Source organism: Paenibacillus sp. FSL H8-0048 (genome assembly GCF_038002825.1).
In the GTDB taxonomy this organism is placed as follows: domain Bacteria; phylum Bacillota; class Bacilli; order Paenibacillales; family Paenibacillaceae; genus Paenibacillus_AQ.
Genome location: NZ_JBBODF010000001.1, coordinates 503,188 through 526,938, shown reverse-complemented (window position 1 = coordinate 526,938; position 23,751 = coordinate 503,188). Strand labels below are relative to the sequence as shown.

Here is a 23,751-nt window from a genome sequence, read left to right as displayed (position 1 = left end):
GGAGCAAGGCTGCAGGTGTTTACTATATAAATTGAACTAAAAAATTCAAGTTAAAGGAAAAGGGGCGGAGGGGAATTTTGGAACTGTAGGAGCGGAAGCGACCGCCTTTGTGTTTGAATTTCTACCGCATAATGCGGTTTAATTCAGGAAATTCAAATACAACAGCGGCCGGAAGTCCAAAACTTCTCTGGAGTCACGGCTATTCCCAAATCATAAAAACCAGTAGTTCAATTTATATAGTATGTGCACCTGCCCTTGCTCCGCTATTGCCCCCTCACCCCTTCAAATAATCACTAGGGCTGCGCCCGGTAATCATTTTGAACACTTGGCTGAAATAGGCGGGATTGTTGAAGCCGACCATCTCACTGATCTCATATACCATATGCTGGCCGGATTGCAGGAATTCAATGGCCCGGTCCACCCGGTACTGGTTCAGGTAGCTGACGAAATTCTCGCCGCTGATCCGTTTGAACAGCTGGCTTAGATATTTCGGGTGCACATGCAGCTCCTGCGCGAGGCCCATGAAGCTGATCTCTTGGGTATAGTGGGCTTCCACATAGCTTTTGACGCTCTCCACCAGCCGGTTCTTCTTGACGTTCATCTCGGCAAAAGCTGCGGTCAGGACGGCCGGGATCATCTGGCCCATCCACTCCGTCAGGCTCCTCCAGGTATAGTAGCCCGTCACCGCCTGCAGGAATTCGGACATGCTCATAGGGGGAGTACGGCCCGGACAGCAGGCATTCCAGTAATACATCAGCGTAGTGAACAGACCGACACACACCGTCTGAATATCCTGTATGTTATTCTGGTTCTCCTGCCGGAGCCTGCCGAAGATAATCTCCCAGGTCTCCCATATTTTCGAGGAATCCCGGCACAGCAGCACCTCATTCCACTCTTGGAGCAGCCGGGAATAATCCTCCAGCGTCCACGGATTGGCACTTACGCACGGCTCATAGGCGTAAATGGGGCTGGTCTCCTGAAACTCTGCGGAAGCAAGCGCCTCCCGGCTCTCCAGGTACGAATCTATCAATTCATGGATGGCCGCCTTGACCGAACCGATGCCGGCATAGGCCTGAAGCTGAATGTAATTCCGGATCTTATCCATCGTCTCCTGAACCACTTCCTTCAGAATGGGGATCGGCTCTCCCGCCTCACGGTCCAGCAGCAGCACTACCAGCAGATCGTCGGAGTAGTCCAGCACATGCCCCTGCACAGAGGGATGTCCGGCAAGCTTGTGCTGGAGTGTCTCCCGGCAGATATTACCCGCTCCGAAGCGCAGCAGCTGCCATTCGCGCTCCTTCAGCTTATGCAGCGGCGAAGGCCGGTTAAGCTGGATACTGGCCGCCGCCAGCCGCTGCGGACGGGTAATCTGCAGATATCCGAGCCGTTCCTCAGAGCATTCCTCCGCACTGTAGCGGGTGGTCAGCAGCTCCATAAGCAGGCGTTCCCGCAGAAAAGGAAGCGTACGGCCGATCTCCTGCTGATAACGCTCCTCCAGCCGCTTCTTCTGCTCTCCCGCATCCAGATCCAGCAGTACAGCGCGGAGCACAGCTTCGATCTCGTCTACCCTGGCCGGCTTCAGCAGGAAATGGCTGACGCCCCAGCGCATCGCCTGCCGGGCATTCTCGAATTCCTCGTAGCCGCTCAGAATAATAACCGGCAGCTCCGGTGCCAGCTCCCTTAGTGCCTCTGTAAGCTCCAGCCCGCCCATGCCCGGCATATAGACATCGGTCATCACCAGATCGGGGGAGAGCCTGCGGAACAGCTCCAGTGCTTCATGGCCGTTGACCGCTGTTCCAGCCAGAGTCAGGCCCAGCTTCTCCCAGCCCACATGTCTCGTAAGGGCTTTCAGAATATGCGGGTCATCATCTACGAGCAGTATGGAGCGGCTCATAGCTGATCGCGCAGCAGCCGCTCCAGCTGCTCCTCCGTCTCAATGACTGGCAGCGTAATCATAGCCGCAACCCCTCTCTCCGGCCGGTTGGCCAAGTATAGTCCATACGGTTCCCCGCAGTACAGCTGAATCCGGCTCATCACATTCCGGGTGCCGATGCCGCTCACCTGTTCCATCGACCAGCCTTCCTCTAAGCCCCGGCCGTTATCCAGCAGCGTAATTTGCAAGTAAGGCTGCCTTCCCGGCGTCTTCATCTCTTGCACCTCCAGGTGAATCTGCAACGGGCCGGAGCCAGGCTCCCTGCTGCCATGAATAATTGAATTCTCAATCAGCGGCTGGAGAATGACCTTCGGTATGAAATAACTCCGGACCGCCGGGTCCGCAATCGATTCCGTGTACTCGATGGCAATCGGCAGCCGTTCCTGCTGGATGCTCACATAACACCGCGCATGCTCCAGCTCGTCGCGCAGACGAATGAGCATTCTGCCGCCGCTCAAGCCGATGCGCAGCATTTTGCCCAGTTGGGTGATCATGTAGCTGATATCCTGGGCCTCGTAATCCATTGCCTTCCAGTGAATCATATCCAGTGTGTTGTACAGGAAATGTGGCTTGATCTGGGCCTCCAGCAGCCCGGCCTGCGCCTCCCGCTTCGCGGCGCTTGCTTCCCGCTCGCTCTGCACCAGCTCCTGCAGCCGGTTCACCATGTGGTTGAAGCCGTAAGACATCTGCGTGTATTCCTCCGTCAGCGACTCACTCATACTGGCCCGGAAATCTCCGCGCTCCAGCTTCCGCATCTCCTGAATCAGCCTGCGTACCGGACGGATCATATTACGAATGAAGAAGTACGCCAGCAACGCCGACAGGAGCAGACAGAGCATTCCGATCCCGATCACCTGCCTGTCCGCCTTACGAACCTCCTGCAGCAGCTCACGCGTCGGTATGACCTGGACCAGCCGCCAGGAGATCGTGCTCGGTCTGGAGAACAGGACGAGATAGGACTGCCCGTCCTTTTTCAGCAGCTCATAGCCTTCATTGCCCTCATACGTATGCTGGTTAAGCCACTTGGCCTCCAGAACAGCCTTGTCCGCAGCCGCCGCGCCGTTCTCTTTGTTAACCAGCAGCAGGAGATTGCCGCTTGTATCCACCAGATGGATCTGGCCGTCCAGCACAGCCGGAATATCCTTGAACTGTTTCAGGATATCGTCTGCGGACAGCCTGATATAAAGGTAGCCGATCGTTTTGCCTTCATTTCCGAACAGATGCTGAATATGGCCGATCAGATAAGGCTCATCATCGCCGCCGCTGCCCTCCAGGGGAACCCAGAGCGAATCCGCCTGCTTCAGCCGGGGATACCAGCTCTCGTTCTTAATCGAAGAGACCGGAAAGACGAGGTCCGTGGAGCTTTGCGGCACTCCGCTGAACAAATCACTGTAAATCTCAATGGAGCTTACCCCTTCGTTCAGCACCAGCGAGTGCTGGAGAATCTCCGTAATCTCCCGCCTTCTGGAGATCATCTGATACTTGGAAGCAGGCGTGTTCTCAAGCCCCTCAATAACGCTCTTGTTCGCTGCAATGGAGTAGGCGGTCCCCGACACATTGGTCATGAAGTCGAAGCCGCGCTTCGTACTCTCATTCAGCAGCGCAAGCCTGGTCGTACTGATCTCGCGGAAGGTTACGTCCGAGAAGGTCCGGTACGCCAGCAGGACAATGAATCCGAGAAAAATCAGATTGAACGTGATAATACTGGCCGCCATCAGCGTGGAGAGCTTGCTCCGCCTGATCCGCAGCAGCCAGGTGCCGAGTATTCTTTTTTGCATCTGCCCCATCCCTATGCTTTTCCCACGATTCTATCCTTTCAGACCGGATGTCGCAATTCCTTCGACGAAATACTTTTGCAGCGTGATGAAGAGAATGAAGCATGGCACGAGCGACAATACCGACATGGCGAACATCGGGCCCCAATCCGACTGCGAGCTGGAGTCCAGGAACAGCCTTAGCCCGAGCGGCACTGTGTATTTTCCGATATCGCTAAGGAAGATGAGCTGGCTGAAGAAATCATCCCAGGTCCACATAAAGGTGAAAATCATCGTCGTGATCAGCGCAGGCAGCGCCAGCGGAATGATAATCCGGCTGAAGATTTGAACCGGCCCGCAGCCGTCAATCGTTGCCGCTTCGTCCAGCTCCTTCGGCAAGCCGCGGATGAATTGTACCGTCAGGAAGATGAAGAAGCCGTCCGTTGCCATCCACTTGGGCAGAACCAGCGGCGCGAAGGTGTTCACCCAGCCCAGGCTGTTAAAGAGGATATAACGCGGGATAAGAGTCACATGCAGCGGCAGCATAATCGTCATCAGCATCAGCGCGAAGCCCAGTGCCTTGAACCGGAAATTCAGCCGCGCGAATGCATAGGCTGCCATGGAGCAGGTGATGACATTGCCAAGCACTGCCCCCAGAGAGATCAGAGCCGAGTTCTGCAGGAACTTGGCGAAGGAGCTGCCCTGGAAGCCGAACCAGCCGCTTACATAATTATGGAAGTTCCACTGCCGGGGCCAGAACCAGATTTCCGAGAAAATCATATTCGCCGGCTTGAACGAGCTGCCCACCAGCCACAGCACCGGGTACAGCATGACAAAGGCGATTAGACAGATGATGAAGTGCTTGAGCCAAATGGCACTTTTCGATGCGCTGCCTGTATCCATAGCTTATTTCCCCCCATCTTCATAATGCACCCACAGCTTGCTGCTGCCGAATAGCAGGAGTGTGAATATCCCGATCAGCAGCACCAGTACCCAGGCCATCGCCGAGGCATAGCCCATCTGGAAGAAGGAGAAGCCCTTCTTGTACAGGTACAGGGAATACATCAGGGTGGAATTCACCGGTCCTCCGCTGCCGTTACTGATAATGAACGCTTGGGTGAACGACTGGAAGGCGGTGATCGTCTGCATGATGACGTTGAAAAAGATAACCGGAGACAGCACCGGCAGCGTAATATGCAGGAATTGCCCTACCTTACCTGCACCGTCCACCGAAGAGGCGTCATAATATTCCGGCGGCACCTGCTTCAGCCCGGACAGGAAGATGATCATCGACGAACCGAATTGCCATACCGACAGCAGAATCAGCGAATACAGCGAGTATTTGGGATTCGATACCCAGTCAGGCGCCTGTATCCCCACCATGGCCAATAGCTGATTCAGCAGCCCGTCGCCGCCGAGCATCTTGCGCCACAGCATCGCAATAGCGACACTGCCTCCAAGCAGCGTAGGGATGTAGTAGACCGTCCGGTAGATGCCGAGGCCCCGTATTCCTTTGTTAAGGAGTAGGGCCACCGCCAGGGCGAACATCAGCTTCAGCGGCACCGATACGAATACGAAGATAAACGTCACCTTAAGCGACTGAATAAATAGCGGATCTGCGGTGAGCATCGTTCTGAAATTATCCAATCCGATCCATCTGGAGCTCTCCAGAATACTGTAATCTGTAAAAGAAAAATAGAGTGAGGCCGCCATCGGCCCCAGGGTCAGGCACACCAGCCCCAGCAGCCAGGGCGACAGGAACAGGAGGGCGATCCCGTTCTGGTTGTAACGCATCTTTGCTCTGCGCCGCTTCATGCCTGCTGGTCTATCTACTGTCATCAAATCTGCACTCAATGGCTCTCTCCCTCCTCTATATTTATTTGGCCTTGTCCAGTATGGCGTTAGCACCGGAGATGAACTGTTCGGTTACCTGCGGAACGCCAGCCTGACCGAAGGATATCTGCTCGCTGGCGCTCTTGAAGTTCTTATCAATCTCCGAGAAGCCCTGCGGGTAAGGCGGGTCAATATCACTGGAATGCTTGGAGACCACATCGATAAAATCAAAGATTAACTGCTCCTCGGCGGTTAGCGACGGCTTCAGCTGCTCCCGGACTGCGGAATTGACCGGCACTCCCCGTTCAGCCCCGAGAATAGCGGTGCCTTCCGGGTCGTTGACCATGAAGTCGATGAGCTTCGCTACCTCCTTGGGATACTTGGTCTTGGCATTCCCGGAGATGAACTGGCCGGGCTTCAGATATTCGCCGATCTTCTGCTCTCCTTCCATATGCGGAATCACCTGCATCTTCAGCTTCTGGCTCTGATCCTTCAGCACATTCTGATAGGTAATCAATTGGTTGGACCAGGCGAAATCAAGGGCAGACTGGCCAACGGACAGCGGCCGGGTCTCCAGCGCATTCGTCATCGCGGCAGTTACTTCTGCCGTTGTAGCGCCGCCACTGTCCCGCAGCTCCTGCCAGTACTTGAACCATTCATCGATGACCTCCTGGGAGACCCCGAGCTTGTTCCCGGCGAACAGTCCGCTCCCGTTCTGGCGCACGAATACCTCGAAGATGTTCGTAGTGCCCGAAATATCCGGCGTCCCATAATAGCCGTCGCCCTTCTTCTTAGCAATCGCATTCGCCATCTCCGCAAAATCCTTCCACGTCCATGACTCCTGCGGCTCCGCAATTCCCAGCTCCTGTAGCACAGAGGCGTTATAGACGACGCCGGGAGCGTTCACTCCAAGGGTAACGGCATACAATTTGCCGTCAATGCTTCCTGCCGAGAGCATGCTGCTATCATGGTCCTCTGTCCGCAGCGTGCCATCCTGGGTATAAGGCGTCAGGTCAAGCAAGGTGCCGCGCTTGGCGTAATCGGACAGGAACGCATAGTCCATCTGAATGATGTCCGGAGCATTCGAGCCTGCTACCTGAGTAGACAGCTTATCGAAATAGCCGTCCCAGCCGGAATATTCCGGTTTAATCGTGATGCCCGGATTCTTCTCCTCGAAGCGCTTGATCATCTTGGTGGTCAGATCGTGGCGTGTCTGTGAGCCCCACCAGGTCATGCGCAGCTCAATTGCAGGTGCCGAGCCCTCTGTCTTGGATGAAGCCTTGGCTCCGTCCGGTGCATTCGCATCGCCGGATGAGCATCCGGCCGTAGTCATCAGCAATATGGAGCTTAGAAGCAGTACAAGTCCTTTAGTCCCCTTGATTGTCATCTGTTGCCTCCTCAAATTTGTGAAGTAAGCGGTTACATAAATGATTATACGGAAGGCTCTGCATAGGGTAAATCCAGAAAAGTAAGGGGTTCTATCAAATAAGTAAGACAAAAGCCAGCCGGAATCTTCCGGCTGGCCTATTAGTCCTGGATTGTTCTGTTAAGTATGAATCTGTTCGGTAAGCAGTCTACTCTAGCTCCAGTCCCTTCGTTTCTTTCCCCAGGAACAGCACCGCCAAGGCGCCGATTACAATCGTGACGAAGAAGATCATGAAGATGGAGCCGATCCCGACCGCCTTGCCGACCATCAGCCCGACCAGCGTTGGAGCAATAATGCCGCCTATCCGTCCAAAGGAGGTGGCGAGTCCGGCACCAGTGGAACGGATTTTAGTCGGATACAGCTCAGGCGTATATGCGTACATCCCGCCCCAGGCTCCCAGGTTGAAGAACGACAGGCAGATCCCGGCAGCCATCAGCATCCCCTCGGTCGTTGAATTCCCGAACCAGGCCGCGCTGACGGCTGTCAGCAGGAGGTAGATGACCAGTACGAATTTGCGGCCGTATTTCTCGATGAAATAGGCGGCGGTGAAATATCCCGGCAGCTGGGCGAGTGTCATGATCAGCACATATTCGAAGCTTTTGACCAGACTGAAGCCCTTCAGCACCATTACCGTCGGCAGCCACAGGAACATTCCATAATAAGAGAAGACTACAGTGAACCACAGAATCCACAGCATGATGGTCGAGCGGCGGTGCTCTGCCGACCAGACTGCCGCCACACGCTTACGCAGGGGCACTGGAGGAGCTTTCTTGATCTCCGCGAACTTCGGTGAGTCATCGATTGCCCTGCGCAGATAGAGCGCATATAGCGCCGGTACCGCCCCGATGGCGAAGGCGACCCGCCAGCCGTAATCTGGAATGACGAAGTACGCAATCAGCGCCGACAGAATCCAGCCGAGCGCCCAGAAGCTCTCCAGCAGCACCACAGCCCGGCCTCTTTCCTTGACCGGCATGCTCTCGGATACCAGTGTCGAAGCCACCGGCAGCTCTCCGCCGAGCCCGAAGCCGGCAATGAAGCGCAGCACACACAGTACTGCATAGCCTGCGGCGAAGGCCGACAATCCGCTTGCAATCGAGAAGATCAGCAGCGTCCACAGCAGCACCGATTTGCGGCCGAAGCGGTCCGCCATAATCCCGGCTGCAGCCGCACCGACGGCCATCCCCACTGAGTTAATGCTGGTTAAATAGCCGATTTTCTCCGGTCCCAGCGACCATTCCTTGGCCAGTGCAGCCACGACGAACGAGATCATCCCTACATCCATCGCGTCGAACATCCAGCTTAGACCTGCACTGAAGAGCAGCTTCCGCTGCTTCGGATTCTGCAGCAGCGACATTTGATTCCACATGACTTAAGGCCCCTCTCCCCTGATTCCCGTTACAATAATACCTAACTATATAGATTGAACTAAATAGATTGAACTAAAAATTTAAGTTAAAGGAAAAGTGGCGGAGGGGAATTTTGGAACTGGAGGAGCGGTAGCGACCGCCTTTGTCTACGGATTTCAACCGTTAAAAACGGTATAAAATCATGAAATCTGTAGAAGGGCAGCGGCCGGAAGTCCAAAACTTCTCTGGAGTCACGGCTAATCCCAAAACACAAAAATCATAAGTTCAATTTATATAGTATCACTTACACATTCTAGAAGTGGATGGTTCAAAAATCAAGGAATAACACCGCATTAAAATATTGCCGGGCCATCGCCTGAAAATAACAGGTCTGCACCGAGATCGCAGCAATCAGCAGCATATTCTGCACCGCATCCCGCTGCCCTCTGCTCAGGTGGCTGAGCCGCTTCATCATTTTGTCCATGGCCGACTTAATTCCGCTGTCCGATTTCCACTGATATTCCTTGGGATTCCCTGTCAAAGCCTGTCCCTCAGCCGGAACCGGGGAACGGCTCTTAATCTCCTCGAACAGCTCCGCATACCCGTGATACAGCTGGGCCGGTTCCACCAGATCATCGTCATCACGTTCAGGCGCCAGGAACAGCATTCGGAAGAGCTGCCTGATGCTCTCGAAATCAAGCGCCGCCTTCAGATCGTCTATTATAAATAGGATGGCCGCCTGATTAATGGAGTACTTCTTCCCTTCACGCGGGGACCCGAGATATTCCTTGAAATCTCGCTTCACCCAATTCTGCATAGCAGAGACGGATAACGTGGAATACTCAATCAGACCGCCAAGCGAAGCAATTTCACCCAGGGACAGCCCTTTGACGCCGCTGCCTTTAATCAGCTTATGCAGAATCGGGGGGATATCCGTGGATAGAAAAGCGGGCAGACTTGTCCCCTCCCGCACCTCGTCGCGGTGGAACTTCGTCCAGGCTTCCTGCAGAATATGGAGCGGCTTCCGCTCCGAGTTCGGCCCTAGAGACAGTAACAGTCCGGACATCTCTATCCGGCTAAGTGTAAAAGCTTCCATAGCTGGCAACCCTCCACCGTTTGATATTTCACTGAAAAGTTCGTACAATAGGTTCATAAGAACTCATAATATGAGTATAACCTATTTTAGGGACGAAAGGGATGGTAAAGATTATATGGGTATAGGACTTAGTTTGACGCTCGTGGCAATTTTGATTATTTTAACCGCATTTTTTGTAGCGACGGAGTTTGCAGTAGTGAGATTACGGGGAAGCCAGGTCAGCCAAATGGTGCTGGACGGCAAGAAGAACGCACTGGCAGTACAGCGGGTAGCCGCTAACCTGGACGGATATTTATCCGCCTGCCAGCTCGGTATCACGATTACTGCACTCGGGATCGGGGCATTGGCAGAGCCTGCTTTTGAGCAGCTGCTCATTCCATTGTTTGATCTGGCTGGTGTGAGCCATAACGTTAGTAAGCCCATTGCTTTTGCTTTGGCCTTCATTATCGCTACCTTCCTCCACGTCGTGGTCGGTGAGCTTGCACCGAAGACCGCCGCTATTAATATTCCGGAGAAAATTGGTCAATTTACCGCACCGCTGATTATTTGGTTCTACAGAATATTGTACCCTTTGATTTGGTTCATGAACGGTTCCGCCAACCTGCTCGTCCGTATGTTCGGCATGAAGCCTGCCAGTGAACACGGCGACGCGCACAGTGAAGACGAGATCCGCCTGATCCTGTCCGAGAGCTATGAGAGCGGCAAAATCAACAAAGCGGAATATGGTTATGTTAACCGGATTTTCACCTTTGATGAGATGCTCGCTAAGGAAATTATGGTTCCCCGGACAGATATGGTATGCCTGTTCACCGATCATTCGCTGCAGGAGAATATTGATATTATCCGCAAGGAGCAGTACACCCGCTTCCCTGTAGCTGACGGCAGCAAAGACAATATCATTGGTATGATCAATACCAAGCAGCTCTACCTGCAATACGACAACAATCCTGATTTCGATTTCAAAAGCCTGATCCTGCCGCTGGTGACCGTATCGGAAGTTACGCCAGTGAAAACACTGCTGACCCGTATGCAGAAGGAGCGCGTCCATATCGCCCTGCTGTTGGATGAATACGGCGGCACCTCCGGCCTGATTACGATTGAGGACATTCTCGAAGAGATCGTCGGTGAGATCCGCGATGAGTTCGACGAGGATGAGCGCCGCAATGTGGAGAAGCTGAGCGATACTCATTATCTGTTCGACGGCAATGTCTCCCTGCTGGAGGTCAAGGATCTTACCGGACTTGATTTCCATGATGAAGAAGTCACCACCATCGGCGGATGGCTCTACAGCCATATGGAAGAACCGGCTGTCGGCAAAAGCCTCACCTACGAGCATGTCACCCTGACCGTCCGCGAAATGAACCGCCACCGTATCCGCAAGGTGGAGATCCTGATCGATCTTCCAGTCACCGAAGATTCGGATGCACACAGCGAGTAAAGCGTATAGATAAGCTGCAACAAGTAAGGCGCTCCCCTTGAGTTACGGGGGAGCGCCTTATTTCGTTCCTATATTAGCAAACTATAGAAAGGTTGAAGGTATGATTAAACCGAATACAATTGACTGGTACATCGGCATACGGACCAAATGTATGTGAAAAACAGTATAAATTGTGCTACAAACGGGTATATGGTCTGAGTGTATGTGAAAAACAGCATACATTGTGCTCGCAAATAGGCACACGGTCTGAATGTATGTGAAAAACAACATACATTGTGTTCACGCGAAGATAATCTTCTTTATCAGTTGAAATGATTTTGCCCTTATAGTTAATGCGATTAACTATACACTTTACCCATATAGTATTCATCCACCCATTGCCCGTCCACCAGCAGCGATTTTGGCTTCAATCCCTCGATTTCAAAGCCTTGCCTCTTATACAGCGCAACCGCCCCTTCATTATGCTGCATCACGGTTAGCTCCAGACGCACCAGGCTGCACTGTCTGGCCCACCGGTCCATTTCACTGAACAATGCGCTGCCGATGCCCCTGCCCTGATACTGCTTCAGGATGCCGGTAACAATATAAGCACTGTGTCTATTGCGGCTGAAGGTACCTCCTTCGACTGACAGATAACCTGCAAGCTCACCGTCTGCTTCCGCTCCCAGAATAAGCGAGTTCTCCGCTTGGCCTAAGCCTCTAATCATGTCTTCCACCTGTGGAATGCCGCTCTGTCTCTCGCCCGGGGCCAGGAGCATAAAGGCGGTTTCCCCGTCCAGACGATGCTGGAGGTTCAACAACGCTGCTGCATCTCCCGGAAGCAACTCCCGCAGTGTTACGTTCAATTTTATTCCCCCTACGATAAAAGCTGCATATTATCCTTGTATAATTAATGTAATTAACAAATATAATTAATCCGATTAACTAATTGACGGAGCGGCAGATCATCAGCACATTTCCGTCCGGGTCCTTGAAGTTAAACCAATGGTCATTCTCAATATCCGTAAGGATCTCTGCTCCGCTGGCTTTGACATAATCATAAGCGGCATCGATGTCCTCTGTAAGCAGATGGAAGGTCGGTACCTTCAGTACGGACTCCGTCGTGAATATTTTGCTGTCCAGTACAATCCCCGGTCCCTGCATCGGCACATCATACAGATGCCCGAACAATACCTCGCCGTCCAGCGGCAGCCCCAGCAGGCTACAATACCAGTTTTTGGACCTTTCGATATCACTAACCGGAATGAAGACAGCGCCAACCTGATTGCGTATCGGACTTGTCACAGCAGTATAGCCTCCTCATATAAGTGCAAGTTGTTGAATCCTATAGCCTATAATGATTTCGATAAAATATGTCAATATCCTGCCTGCTTGGTGACGGGAATAGAAGTTATGCTATAATCTTGTCAGATCCTATCCCTATTGTCAGGAGAATGAACTTGGCTAACCTTTTCTTTGGACATCTGAAGCTGACACCGCCCAAAATACTATCCCTCGGCTTCGTGGTCCTGATCGCTGCCGGAACCCTGCTGTTATCTCTGCCCGCTGCTTCTACGGGCGGAAGAATCTCTTTCATTGATGCGCTGTTCATGGCAACCTCGGCCACCTGCGTAACCGGACTTGCTGTTATCGACACCGGAACACAGCTCTCAACCTTCGGCCAGATCGTACTGCTGGTGCTGTTCCAGTTCGGCGGTCTCGGCTTCGTAACGATGGCGACGCTGATCACTCTGGTGCTGAACAAACGAATCTCATTGAAGGAACGCCTCTTGCTGCAGGAATCCATGAACCAGAACTCCATGCAGGGGATTGTGAAGCTGATCCGCCGGGTTCTAATCTATTCCCTGGTGATTCAGTTGACCGGGGCCATTCTGCTGGCTGCCCGATTTGTAGTGGATATGCCGGTAGGCAAAGCAGCTTATTATGGACTGTTCCATAGCATCTCCATCTTCAACAACGCGGGCTTCGATTTGTTCGGGGATATTCACGGGCCGTTCAGCGGATTAACCCGGTATGTAGAAGATCCTGTTGTGAATATTACCTCCATGCTGTTGATCTTCCTGGGCGGAATCGGCTTCATCGTCTTATCCGATGTGATCGATTACCGGAGGAGCAAGCGGCTGATGCTGCACTCGAAGGTTGTGCTGGCGACCTCAGCCGTGCTGATTCTGGTCGGAGCAATAATCTTCTTCTGGCTGGAGCTGAACGCTACACTGAAGCCGCTGCATGCCGGAGGCAAGATTATGGCCTCCTTCCTGCAAGCTATTACGCCCCGTTCCGGCGGCGTGACAACCATCGAGATTCCGCTGCTTCGGGAATCCACCCAGTTCCTGATGATTCTGCTGATGTTCATCGGGGCGGCTCCAGGCTCTACCGGCGGCGGAATCAAGATTACCACCTTTGCCATTCTGGCCAGCACCGCCTACGCCAAGCTGCGCGGCAAAGAAGATATTGTAATGTTCCGCCACCGGATCTCGAAGGAGAATGTCTATAGGGCTATTACCATGACCTTACTCTCACTGATGCTGGTGGTTATCTCCACGATGCTGCTGTCCGTAACAGAGCGCGCAGATTTCCTGACCGTATTGTTCGAGGCAGTGTCCGCCTTCGGCACCTCAGGCATCACCATGGGACTGACCACAGAGCTGACCACGATCGGCAAGTTGCTGGTAATCATTCTTATGTTCGTGGGCCGGACCGGACCGCTTACCCTGGCCTATGCGCTGAAGCCGAAGAACAGCAAGGAGCTGTACCGTTACCCGGAAGGCAATATCACCATCGGATAACGGCCGGCGGCCACAAAAAAATGCGGCCCTGCTCGTCCAAGGCAATCTGCCGGGCGGGGGTCGCATTGTTTTATCCGCAAGTAAGCTTATGCTTCCTCTTCCGGGATCTCCTGGGTATCCAGCGCTGCATCCAGCAGCTGATTGTACAGATCATCGTCATTCTCCAGCAGCGCATCCACTTCCAGGAACTGTTCCTCACTCCCCGGCTCACCGGCGAAGCTCAGGCTGTAATCCCATTCGGTTCCACGGGAACTGTAGAAAGTGATCTCATAAGGGGAACGGTGATTCTCTAATGTAAAGACCGTTCTCCCCACAAAACTTCTATCCTCTACTTGTTTCATTTCTGCTTTGGTGATTTCCAGGTTCATCCTCTTTCCTTCCTTTCATCTGATCATGCCCACAATATCCAGTATAACATTGATATGTCAGCATTTCTCTTTCCTTTTGCGCTGTAATTGACTTTTTTCATCCGGCGGTTAATAATTTAGTACAATGCTTATATAGAGCTAAAAATTATGGTAATGGAGGAAATGTCAATGACTGAAACAGAGCTTCAGGACAAGCTAAGTAAATACGCTGATTTAGCAGTACAAATCGGTGTGAATGTTCAGCCGGGACAAATCCTGGTCGTGAACGCCCCGATCACTGCGGCCGGGTTCGTCCGCCTGATTACGGCCAAGGCTTATGCCATCGGTGCCAGCCAGGTGAAGGTGAACTGGAGTGACGAATTCATCACCCGCCAGCAGTTCGAGCATGCGTCGCCCGAAGTATTCACCAAGGCCCCAACCTGGTTTGCCGGTGAAATGACTGAGCTTGCCGAGAACGGTGCCGCCTTCCTGTCGGTCATTGCCGAGAACCCGGATGCCCTCAAAGGCATTGATCCTGAGCGGATTGCGAACTTCCAGAAGACTCGTGGGGCAGCGCTTACGAAATACCGTGAATTACAGATGTCCGATAAGGTTAGCTGGAGTATTGTAGCGATCCCGTCCCAGCCATGGGCAGACAAAGTTTTCCCTGAACTCCCTGCTGACCAGCGCGTAGACAAGCTGTGGGAAGCTATCTTCCATACCGTCCGCCTGGACCGTGAGGACCCTGTTGCCGCCTGGCAGGAGCATCTCGACACCCTTGAGTCGAAGGCTAATGTTCTTAACGCGAAAAAGTACGCCAGCCTGCATTACATAGCCCCTGGAACTGACCTTAGCATCGAGCTGCCTGAAGGCCATTTATGGGCGCAGGGGGACAGCATCAATGCCAAAGGTCATTCTTTTGTCGCCAACATGCCGACGGAAGAAGTCTTCACGGCTCCCAAGAAAACCGGCGTGAACGGTACAGTCCGCAGCACGAAGCCGCTCAGCTACGGCGGGAATGTGATTGACTGCTTCTCAATTACTTTTGAACAAGGCCGGATTACCAGTGTGAGCGCAGAGCAGGGCCAGGAAGCCCTCGAATATCTGATCAGCCTCGATGAGGGCGCCAAATATCTGGGGGAAGTCGCGCTGGTGCCGCATAAGTCGCCGATCTCGGAATCAGGGATTCTCTACTTCAATACCTTGTTTGACGAGAATGCCTCCAACCATCTGGCTATCGGTACCGCCTATGCCTTCTGTCTGGAAGGTGGCAAAGAAATGACCCAGGACGAACTGACCGCCCGCGGCCTCAATAACAGTGTGACCCATGTTGACTTCATGATCGGCTCGGCCGAGATGGATATTTACGGAATTACTGCTGACGGTAAGCGCGAGCCGGTCTTCCAGAAGGGCAACTGGGCCTTCTAACCCCCTTATACGCTATTGCATTTCATTAGATAACGAATGGAGCTGAAGCTATTGCTGGATTTCAATCAAAAGCTGGAGAATTATGCACTGCTCGCTGTAAAGATCGGCGTTAATATTCAACCCGGCCAGACCCTTGTGGTAAATGCGGATATCGTAGCGGCTGAGCTGGTCCGCCTGATTGTACGCCAGGCCTATGAAGCAGGTGCGAAGCTCGTCAAGGTTAACTATTCCGATGAATTCGTCACCCGTACCCGCTATGATCTCGCGCCGTCCAAGAGCTTCCTTGAGCCTCCTAAGTGGCAGGCTGATGAGCTGGAGGATCTGGCACGGGGCGGAGCCGCGTTCCTCACGATTATCTCAGCGAATCCGGATTTGCTAAGCGGTGTAGATCCAAGCCGCATTGCGGACCATCAGAAGACCGCCGGTCAAGCTATGGCTCCTTACCGTGAGATGCTGATGGCTAATCAGGTCAGCTGGACCGGCCTCGCCTTCCCATCCGCTTCCTGGGCTGCGAAGGTATTCCCTGACGCCGCGCTTGAGCAGCAGATTGACCTGCTCTGGGACGCCATCTTCAAGGCTGTGCGCGCAGACCAGGAGAATCCGGTGCAGGCCTGGAGTATCCACCTGGCTGGCCTGAAGCAGCGCTGTGAGCTGCTGAACGCCAAGAAATACCGCAAGCTGCACTATACGGCTCCGGGCACCGATCTGACGATCGAATTGCCTGAAGGTCATATCTGGTGTCAGGCCGGTGCGGTGAACAGCCGCGGCATGTCTTTCCTGGCGAACATTCCGACCGAGGAAGTGTTCACCGCTCCGCTGAAGAGCGGTGCGAACGGCACGGTCCGCAGCACGAAGCCGCTCAGCTATGGCGGCAACATCATCGACCGTTTCAGCCTGACCCTGGAGAATGGTAAAGTGACAGACTTCACAGCTGAAGTGGGCCAGGAAGCATTGGCTTCTCTACTGGCTATGGATGAAGGTGCCTCCTACTTCGGTGAAGTGGCGCTTGTGCCTTTCCACTCCCCGATCTCGGAGAGCGGCATTCTCTACTACACCACCTTATATGACGAGAATGCTTCCTGCCATCTGGCACTTGGCGCTTCCTACGCGTTCACCTTACAGGACGGCATTAACATGACTAAGGAACAGCTGGTGGACAAGGGCATGAACCAAAGTCTCACCCATGTCGACTTCATGATGGGCTCCCCGGAGATGAACATCGACGGAATTGCCGATGACGGCTCCACCGATCCGATCTTCCGTAATGGAGACTGGGCGTAAGCTTATTCTTTGTACTATGAATGAGACCCTGCTATTTCCTCTTGAGGAATGGCGGGGTCTTTGTGTTTTCCAGAGGGACTTTTCTCCTGAGTGTGCTATGGGATGAGAGTACTGTATTTTGTACAACAGATTTCCGGATTTCAGCTCTAAACCGCCGTTTTCTCAAAATTCTAGTGTATAAAGTGCAACCAGAGGTGAAGTCTAGTGGCTCACAACACCCCAAAGAGCCCAAATGTGAACATTTAGTCAAAGAATTTTCACAATATTGTTGAAATTAGTTCACAAATATGTCACAATACAATTATAGATAGTGTTTACAGTGCCAAATGAGGAATGTTTTAGTCCACGAGTAATCTCATGAATAATCTAAGGAGGGAATTCTGATGAAAGAATCTTTCAATCATGACAACACAGATTCTACGGAAACAGAACGTCTGGAAGTTCAGGCTCCCAAAGACTTAAGTATCGTTGCCTCCGACGCTATCAAGTACACCGCCTATATCATGCTGCTGTTCGGATTCCTGTACTTCCTGGTTGCCTACCTTGGCCCCATGCTGTAAGGATGCTTCAATATACACAAGACATGCAGGACAATCATATATTCGTAAGCGCTTACGGCCGGTCTGCTCCTGCGGGAATGAGATTAGCCGTTTTTATTTGTTCTTCATCTTAAAATGCCAAAAACGGCAGCCCTCTTCATTCAGAGGACTACCGTTCTTTGTCTATTTCCAGCCCAGCGCCTTGTTGATCCAGGCAACCGCCTCCGGTGCCCATGCTGCTTCCATACGTGCACGCAGCCAAGCTATCGCCTCTTCTCTCGATCCCTCAAAGGGTGGAATGCCCGCTTCATGCATCCAGTGCCCCGAGGTTTCAAAAGAGGTGCTGTTCCAGCCATTCGGCTCTCCGTCCGCATTCACCCGCTGCTTCACGCCGGAGATTACAGTATCCAGAGACCCTTGCAGCTCCGTTACCGCATTGTCAAAAGCCGTCTTCTTCTCCTTGGCCTTCATATCCGCCATAGAGCGCAGCTGGCGCGTCTCTATGCCCTCATTCGCCCGGATAATCTCCAGCAGCGTCAGCGCTTCTCTAGTAGCCAGGCCACTCTTATACCGCTCTTCGAGAGACTGCTGAGGTCCGGCCGCTGCCAAGTACGCCGGAAGCCAGTCGCGGGATACGAGCACGGCTTTTTTCTTGATGAATTTGCCGTAGCCGGCTAAGCCTTCTCCGGGAAATCTGACTCGCCATCCCCAAGGGTCCAGCTCTGTATCGGTATGCCAGTTCTCCTTCAGCGTCAGTCCGTTCACGGACGGATGCTCCGGGATCAGGGGTGCCAGCGGCACAATCCCCAGCCTGGCAACCACCTCAGCCATCTCTTCAAAGGTGGTTACATTCTCTTGCTTACCTGCTTCGCCCACGTAATTCAGCCTCCTAGATCAATCTGGCTTGTACACCTAGTTAAGCTTATCATAAGCATCCGATCCCATACAGCGGATTCCGGCAATATAGGTGTTAATCAGCCGGGTGAGCGTGACATTCAGATCCAGCGGCATTCCAAATCCGCCTTGATGCTCCAGGGTGGACAATCCGTGCAGGATACTCCGTAATCCACGGACTGCATGCAGATTGCCTTCCTCATCCAAGCCGAACGCGGATATCAATTGGATGATGAGAGACAGGATCTTTGCACTCGCCGCCTCCAGAGCGGTGTCTCCCGGTTCGGGTGCTTGGAGCGTCGTCTGATATAGCCCCGGGTGTGCTCTGGTGAATCCGAGGTAAGCCTGACTCATGGCATGTAATGCCGCTTCTCCGCTGAGCCCCTCCGTTGCCTGCGATATGATCTCATACAGCTGCTCCAGGCCATATACCGCCATCAGTGTACGCAGCCCCGCCAGCCCGTTGATGTGATTATAGAGTGACGGGGAACGGACACCCAGCTTTGCGGCAAGTGCAGCCAGCGTCACTTCTTCCATACCGTGTTCATCCGCCAGCTCTGCGGCAGCCAGCACCAGCGTGTGCGTGTCCAGACCTGCTCTAGCCATGTACTTTCTCTCCTCTCTTGAATTGCCCTTCAGCCTCCGCAGCCGCCCGCTTCATCGCCTCCACCGGAGCTATAAGCAGATCACCGTGTCCTACCGCCAGTACAGTTGGGGTAAGATCAATCAGCCTGTAAGCACTCACCAAGGCCTGTTCGGGACTCCAAGTCGCCATAGCCGGAAAAGGAAACCAGGCGACCTTCTTACCGGACACCGCCGTGGCCCGGAAGGTCTGGAACGCATCACCAACGATCATCGCTCCACTGCGCCGGTCCTGAAAAGACATCGATCCCGGCGTATGTCCGGGAGTGCTGAACGCGGTCAGCGAACCGATGCTATCGCCGTCATGCAGCAGAATATCGGGGCGGGTAAGGATTTTGGCGGGTACACTGCCCTTAATAGGAGTCTGCAGCTCACCGGCTCTTAACGAGCGGTCACCGGCCAACAATCCAGCATCCCGCTCCGAGATATAGACCTTAGCCTCCGGAACCTGCTTCTTCAGGGCATCAAGCGCCCCGACATGATCCATATGACCATGAGTTAGCACGATCCGGGTTAGCGGCTTCTGAAGCTTCGCAGACTGTAACAGAATCCCCTTCATACTATAGGACATGCCCGCATCAATAAGTGTAAGCTCCTGTTCTTCTTCGATCAAATAACAATTCACTGGAAAAATACGCGGCAGCCATGTAAGCTGATGCAAACTGCCTTCTCTTGTCACTCTCATTGTAAAGTCCTCCCCAAAACTAATGTTATTAGTTAGAATATAAACTAATGTCATTAGTTTTGCAAGAGATATTTACTATTACAAAAATGAACTGGTTAGACAGCGGTGTTACGAACATCTCTGCACATGCAGGTTGTGGTCATTTTTTTGATTTCATTCCGTCCACTCGCCTCCGCCTAGCCCAATGTAATCGGTTTTTCGATTACATTCCGCCCACTCGCCTCCGCCACGTGCAATGTAATCGGTTTTTCGATTACATTTACCCCGCGCATCCCTTTCCGGCCCATTATCCTTCAAACAGCAAAAACACCACCCGTAATGGATGGTGTCCTGAACGATCAGTGTTATCGAATTTGTATTTGCCCGTCTATACCCGTCTGTACCCGTCTCCCAATCAACCAAACCGGCCCATAATGTATTCCTGCGTCATCTGGTTCTCGGGGTTCGTGAAGACCTTCTCGGTCTTGTCGTATTCCACCAGGGAGCCGAGATAGAAGTAGGCGGTGTAATCCGAGATTCGCGCAGCCTGCTGCATGTTGTGGGTCACGATCACGATGCGCAGCTCCTCCTTCAGCTCCTTGATCAGCTCCTCTACCTTCCCGGTCGATACCGGGTCAAGGGCCGAAGCCGGCTCATCGAGCAGCAGGATCTGCGGGTTGACCGACAGCGCCCGGGCGATACACAGACGCTGCTGCTGTCCGCCTGACAATGCCAGAGCGGAATCCTTCAACCGGTCTTTGACCTCGTCCCACAGGGCGGCGCGGCGCAGGCTGCTCTCCACGATTTCATCCAGTGCCTGCTTGCCCTTGATGCCATGATATTTCGGGCCGAAGGCGATATTGTCGTAGATTGATTTATAGAACGGATTGGGCTTCTGCCAGACCATACCGATCTTTTGCCGCAGCTTGATTACATCCGTGCCTGTAGCATTGATATCCACACCGTCAATCCAGATGCTGCCTTTGGTTGTAGAGCCGGAGATGTCGTCATTCATCCGGTTCAGTGAACGGAGAAAGGTTGATTTCCCGCAGCCCGACGGGCCGATCAATGCGGTAACCGTATTCTGGGCAAAAGGAAGGCTGATCCCCTTCACCGCCTCATACGTCCCATAATAAATACTCAGATCCTCCGTTTGAAATGATTCGCGCACCACTGGTTCCGCTATTCCCATCTCTTACTCCTCCTAAAAGTTCTGATAGCTTACACGTTCTGACTCTTCTGCGCAAAACTCGCTTCGGAAGCCTATGCCCTCCCTGTGCGTAACAAGCCTAGCTCATTCTTTTAGATGCAGTAAGCTTGCGGTAGATGAATCTGCCGAAATAACGGGCAGCCAGATTGAAGATTAATACGGTCAGCACCAGAACGGCTGAAGCGCCCGCTGCAATCTGAAGGGCATCCGGTGCCAGGCCTTCACTGTTGACCTTCCAGATATGCACCGCCAGCGTCTCCGCCGGACGGAACGGGTTAAGCGGTGAGGAAGGACTGAGCGGATTCCAGTTGCTGAAGTCCAGGCGCGGGCTGCTCATCCCTGCGGTGAACATCAGCGCAGCCGCTTCGCCGAACACACGGCCGGCAGACAGGATCGTGCCGGTGATAATGGTCGGCAACGCTACCGGGAGCAAGACCGAGGTAACGATTTTCCACTTGGATAATCCGAGCGCGAAGCCTGCCTCCTTCTGCTGCTTGGGCACCGTGCGGAAGGCTTGCTCCGTAATACGCACCATTAGCGGAAGGTTGAAGAAGGTTAACGCGAGCGCGCCTGAGATCAGGGAGAATCCGAGATTGAAGGTGTTAACGATCAGCAAGAGACCGAACAGACCCACGATAATCGACGGGAAGGAAGACAATACCTCCACGACCAGACGGATGAAGTTGGTCAGCTTGCCGGGACGGGCATACTCCGCCATGAAGATTCCGGCGCCCAGACCGAGCGGCACGGTGATGATCAAGGTCAGCACCAGCAGGAACAGAGAGTTGAACAACTGCGGCCCGACGCCTCCGCCTGCGCGGATCTTTTGCGGCGTGGAGGTAAGAAAGTCCCAGCTAATATGATTGAATCCGCGGATCAGGATATATCCGAGCAGGCTAACCAGGATGGCTACGATCAGTAATGCGAAGGTTACGATAACGACAGTGGCTATTTTATTCGCAGTTCTCGGCTTCAAATTTTATTTCTCCTTTCGAGCATTCTCACCAGCAGGACGAATACAAAGGTCATCAGCATCAGCACCAGCGCCATACTCCACAGCGCATTATTCTGCGGTGAACCCATTGTTGTATTCCCCATGCCCAGCGTGATGACACTGGTAAGTGTGGATGCGGACTCGAACAGAGAGTGCGGCACGAACGGCGCGTTACCGATAACCATCTGCACGGCAAGAGCCTCGCCGAAGGCGCGGGCCATGCCAAGCACTACACCCGTCATAATCGCCGGGAAGGTCGTCGGTAGAATGACCCGGGAGATTGTCTGCCAGCGTGTAGCACCGAGCGCAAAGGATGATTCTTTCAAGTTTTGCGGCAATGAAGCAAGCGCGTCTGCAGCCACGCTGGTAATCGTCGGCAGAATCATAACCGACAGCACTAGCGCGCCTGCAGCCACCCCGATGCCCTGTCCGGGCAGCGTATCCCGCAGAAATGGAACAATGACGCTTAGTCCTACGAAGCCGTAGACAACGGATGGAATACCTGACAGCAGCTCGATGACCGGCTGCAGCAGCTTTTTACCCCAGCCCGGCACGATCTCTGTCATGAAGAGCGCCGCGCAGATGCTGAGCGGACTTGCGATCAGCGCAGCCAGCAGGGTAACCAGGAAGGAACCCGAGATGAACGGGAAGGCTCCATAGGATGGTGTGTCTGCTTCAGGCGACCATTTCGTGCCGAACAGGAATTCTGAGACCTTGACCTCACCGTTAACGAAGTTGGCTACGCCTTTGGAGGCTACGAAATATACCATGGATATAATGATGACAATGAGCAGCAGCACGCAAAAGGACATGTAAATACGTCCGATTAAATTTTCTATATGATGTTTTTCCAGCCGCTTGTTAGTTGGTTGTCCCCTCAAGATGCTCCCTCTTTCTAAAGTGAAAAGAGAGGCAGAAGATCTCCGCCTCTAATCACATTAAAGTTTAAATCCAATCCTAACTATGAACCGGTGAAGCTTATTTAGGTGTTACAGTACCTGCCACATCACGCGATACCTGCATTTTGGAAGCCGGGATGTAGCCAAGCTCTACAACGTCGCCAGTCTGTACTTCATCCGTCAGGAAGTAATCCAGGAACGCTTTTACAGTCTCATTAGGTTCACCGTTGGTGTACATGTGCTCGTAAGCCCACACCGGATATTTACCGGCTACTACGTTATCTACCGAAGGCTCAACGCCGTCATAGCTTAAGGTTTTTACGGAATCATCGAGGTAGGACAGGGCCAGATAACCGATCGCTCCCGGTGTTTCGCCGATCATTTTCTTAACCGTACCGGAGGAATCCTCCTGGATCGAACCCTTCAGGTCCTCTGTCTTGGTGCCAAGAGCGAAGCTCTCGAAGGTAGCACGGGTACCTGAGCTTGCCGGACGGTTGATGATCTGGATGGCCTGATCTGCGCCGCCGACGTCTTTCCAGTTCGTGATTTTACCTGTGAAAATATCCACCAGCTGTTGCTTGGTCAAGCTGTCTACGCCTGCCTTCGGGTTGCTTACTGCCGCAATCGCTACAACCGCCACTTGGTGATCCACCAGCTCAGCCGCTTTAGCAGCATCCTTCAGCTTCTCTTCGGCGAATACATCCGAGTTCCCGATATCGACTTGCTTCTCAGAGACCTGGGTCAAGCCCGTTCCGCTGCCGCCGCCTTGAACCTGAATGTCCACGCCGGCATTCGCATCCATGAATTTCTCAGCTACCTGCTCTACGAGCGGCTGAAGTGCTGTGGAGCCCGAAGCCAGGATCGATCCGCTTAATTTAGCACCGCTGCTGGATTCTGTGTTTGTTGCAGCCGGTGTATTTCCTCCGCTATTGGATGCTGCCTTGTTTCCCCCGTTGTTTCCGTTCCCGCATGCTGAAAGTGCCAGTACGCTTGTAAGAGCCAAAGCCATGATCCACGATTTTTTGAATTGCATTGTTTGTTTTCCTCCTAAAGGTTTTGTGAGTGTCTGCTGCGTTCCATCTGCTTCGTACAAAACTCACTTGGGAAGCATTATTGTGTATCTATCAGCGTCTCTTCTGACTCTTCTTATTCTAGGACCCGTTCGTTAGATAAAAGTACTGAGTTTGTAAACCGAAGGATAAAAGTTATAATATAAATTGAGTAGTTGAATAGATAAAATC

Annotated in this window: 22 protein-coding genes; 5 read left to right on the top strand and 17 right to left on the bottom strand. The window is 53.0% G+C overall.

The genetic code is table 11. The annotated features are described in order from the left end of the window. Positions 1-274: 274 nt before the first annotated feature. The 7 genes from NSU18_RS02485 to NSU18_RS02455 form a co-directional block, all read right to left on the bottom strand. On the bottom strand, positions 275-1,894 hold the full coding sequence (locus NSU18_RS02485) for a response regulator transcription factor (RefSeq protein ID WP_341148101.1): 1,620 nt from the start codon (positions 1,892-1,894) through the stop codon (positions 275-277). Beyond that, the gene (locus NSU18_RS02480; RefSeq protein ID WP_341148100.1) at positions 1,891-3,711 is read right to left on the bottom strand and encodes a cache domain-containing sensor histidine kinase; all 1,821 of its coding nucleotides are present in this window, start codon (positions 3,709-3,711) and stop codon (positions 1,891-1,893) included. Before NSU18_RS02480 ends, NSU18_RS02485 begins: the two co-directional genes overlap by 4 nt. A gap of 30 nt (positions 3,712-3,741) precedes the next feature. Then, a complete protein-coding gene (locus NSU18_RS02475; RefSeq protein WP_341022193.1) occupies positions 3,742-4,590 on the bottom strand; it encodes a carbohydrate ABC transporter permease in 849 nt (282 codons plus the stop codon). A 3-nt stretch (positions 4,591-4,593) separates the two neighbouring features. Beyond that, complete coding sequence (locus tag NSU18_RS02470; protein WP_341023342.1) at positions 4,594-5,502, bottom strand: carbohydrate ABC transporter permease; 909 nt, start codon at positions 5,500-5,502, stop codon at positions 4,594-4,596. A 61-nt stretch (positions 5,503-5,563) separates the two neighbouring features. Beyond that, positions 5,564-6,907 carry an ABC transporter substrate-binding protein gene (locus NSU18_RS02465; RefSeq protein WP_341022195.1) on the bottom strand — a complete coding sequence of 448 codons (1,344 nt, stop codon included), beginning with the start codon at positions 6,905-6,907 and terminating at the stop codon, positions 5,564-5,566. Positions 6,908-7,094: 187 nt separating this feature from the next. After that, positions 7,095-8,312, bottom strand: a complete 1,218-nt coding sequence (locus tag NSU18_RS02460) for an MFS transporter (protein ID WP_341148099.1) — start codon at positions 8,310-8,312, stop codon at positions 7,095-7,097. A 308-nt stretch (positions 8,313-8,620) separates the two neighbouring features. Continuing rightward, complete coding sequence (locus NSU18_RS02455; RefSeq protein ID WP_341148098.1) at positions 8,621-9,388, bottom strand: DUF1836 domain-containing protein; 768 nt, start codon at positions 9,386-9,388, stop codon at positions 8,621-8,623. Positions 9,389-9,503: 115 nt separating this feature from the next. Here NSU18_RS02455 and NSU18_RS02450 point away from each other — a divergent pair, with 115 nt between their 5' ends. Further along, positions 9,504-10,826, top strand: coding sequence for a hemolysin family protein (locus NSU18_RS02450; RefSeq protein ID WP_341022202.1), 1,323 nt, complete (start codon positions 9,504-9,506; stop codon positions 10,824-10,826). Positions 10,827-11,164: 338 nt separating this feature from the next. On the opposite strand, the gene NSU18_RS02445 is transcribed toward NSU18_RS02450, so the two are convergent. Next, on the bottom strand, positions 11,165-11,671 hold the full coding sequence (locus tag NSU18_RS02445) for a GNAT family N-acetyltransferase (protein ID WP_341022204.1): 507 nt from the start codon (positions 11,669-11,671) through the stop codon (positions 11,165-11,167). A gap of 79 nt (positions 11,672-11,750) precedes the next feature. Continuing rightward, positions 11,751-12,110, bottom strand: a complete 360-nt coding sequence (locus NSU18_RS02440; protein WP_341148097.1) for a VOC family protein — start codon at positions 12,108-12,110, stop codon at positions 11,751-11,753. Positions 12,111-12,259: 149 nt separating this feature from the next. Between NSU18_RS02440 and NSU18_RS02435 the strand changes: the two genes are divergently transcribed. Continuing rightward, positions 12,260-13,612: a TrkH family potassium uptake protein gene (locus NSU18_RS02435; protein WP_341022206.1), complete on the top strand. Its 1,353-nt coding sequence runs from the start codon at positions 12,260-12,262 to the stop codon at positions 13,610-13,612. Positions 13,613-13,698: 86 nt separating this feature from the next. On the opposite strand, the gene NSU18_RS02430 is transcribed toward NSU18_RS02435, so the two are convergent. Then, positions 13,699-13,953 (bottom strand): hypothetical protein, encoded by a 255-nt coding sequence (locus NSU18_RS02430; RefSeq protein ID WP_341148095.1) that lies wholly within the window; start codon positions 13,951-13,953, stop codon positions 13,699-13,701. A gap of 189 nt (positions 13,954-14,142) precedes the next feature. Between NSU18_RS02430 and NSU18_RS02425 the strand changes: the two genes are divergently transcribed. The 3 genes from NSU18_RS02425 (at position 14,143) to NSU18_RS02415 (ending at position 17,228) form a co-directional block, all read left to right on the top strand. Further along, positions 14,143-15,387, top strand: a complete 1,245-nt coding sequence (locus NSU18_RS02425; RefSeq protein ID WP_341022209.1) for an aminopeptidase — start codon at positions 14,143-14,145, stop codon at positions 15,385-15,387. Between the two features lie 51 nt (positions 15,388-15,438). Continuing rightward, positions 15,439-16,668 carry an aminopeptidase gene (locus NSU18_RS02420; protein WP_341150970.1) on the top strand — a complete coding sequence of 410 codons (1,230 nt, stop codon included), beginning with the start codon at positions 15,439-15,441 and terminating at the stop codon, positions 16,666-16,668. Between the two features lie 383 nt (positions 16,669-17,051). After that, complete coding sequence (locus NSU18_RS02415; protein ID WP_340753439.1) at positions 17,052-17,228, top strand: hypothetical protein; 177 nt, start codon at positions 17,052-17,054, stop codon at positions 17,226-17,228. Between the two features lie 162 nt (positions 17,229-17,390). Here the strand turns inward: NSU18_RS02415 and NSU18_RS02410 are convergent, their stop codons facing one another. The 7 genes from NSU18_RS02410 to NSU18_RS02380 form a co-directional block, all read right to left on the bottom strand. Next, on the bottom strand, positions 17,391-18,083 hold the full coding sequence (locus NSU18_RS02410) for an AlkZ-related protein (RefSeq protein WP_341148094.1): 693 nt from the start codon (positions 18,081-18,083) through the stop codon (positions 17,391-17,393). 36 nt (positions 18,084-18,119) lie between these two features. Next, the gene (locus NSU18_RS02405; protein ID WP_341022213.1) at positions 18,120-18,707 is read right to left on the bottom strand and encodes a TetR/AcrR family transcriptional regulator; all 588 of its coding nucleotides are present in this window, start codon (positions 18,705-18,707) and stop codon (positions 18,120-18,122) included. Further along, positions 18,700-19,428 carry an MBL fold metallo-hydrolase gene (locus tag NSU18_RS02400; RefSeq protein ID WP_341148093.1) on the bottom strand — a complete coding sequence of 243 codons (729 nt, stop codon included), beginning with the start codon at positions 19,426-19,428 and terminating at the stop codon, positions 18,700-18,702. Before NSU18_RS02400 ends, NSU18_RS02405 begins: the two co-directional genes overlap by 8 nt. A 394-nt stretch (positions 19,429-19,822) precedes the next feature. After that, positions 19,823-20,599 (bottom strand): phosphate ABC transporter ATP-binding protein PstB, encoded by a 777-nt coding sequence (gene pstB / locus NSU18_RS02395; RefSeq protein ID WP_036695365.1) that lies wholly within the window; start codon positions 20,597-20,599, stop codon positions 19,823-19,825. Positions 20,600-20,696: 97 nt separating this feature from the next. Next, positions 20,697-21,593 carry a phosphate ABC transporter permease PstA gene (pstA, locus tag NSU18_RS02390; RefSeq protein ID WP_341148092.1) on the bottom strand — a complete coding sequence of 299 codons (897 nt, stop codon included), beginning with the start codon at positions 21,591-21,593 and terminating at the stop codon, positions 20,697-20,699. Further along, positions 21,590-22,423 (bottom strand): phosphate ABC transporter permease subunit PstC, encoded by an 834-nt coding sequence (gene pstC, locus NSU18_RS02385; protein WP_445321785.1) that lies wholly within the window; start codon positions 22,421-22,423, stop codon positions 21,590-21,592. Before pstC ends, pstA begins: the two co-directional genes overlap by 4 nt. A 166-nt stretch (positions 22,424-22,589) precedes the next feature. After that, positions 22,590-23,543 (bottom strand): phosphate ABC transporter substrate-binding protein PstS family protein, encoded by a 954-nt coding sequence (locus NSU18_RS02380; protein ID WP_341022216.1) that lies wholly within the window; start codon positions 23,541-23,543, stop codon positions 22,590-22,592. Between the last annotated feature and the right edge of the window lie 208 nt (positions 23,544-23,751).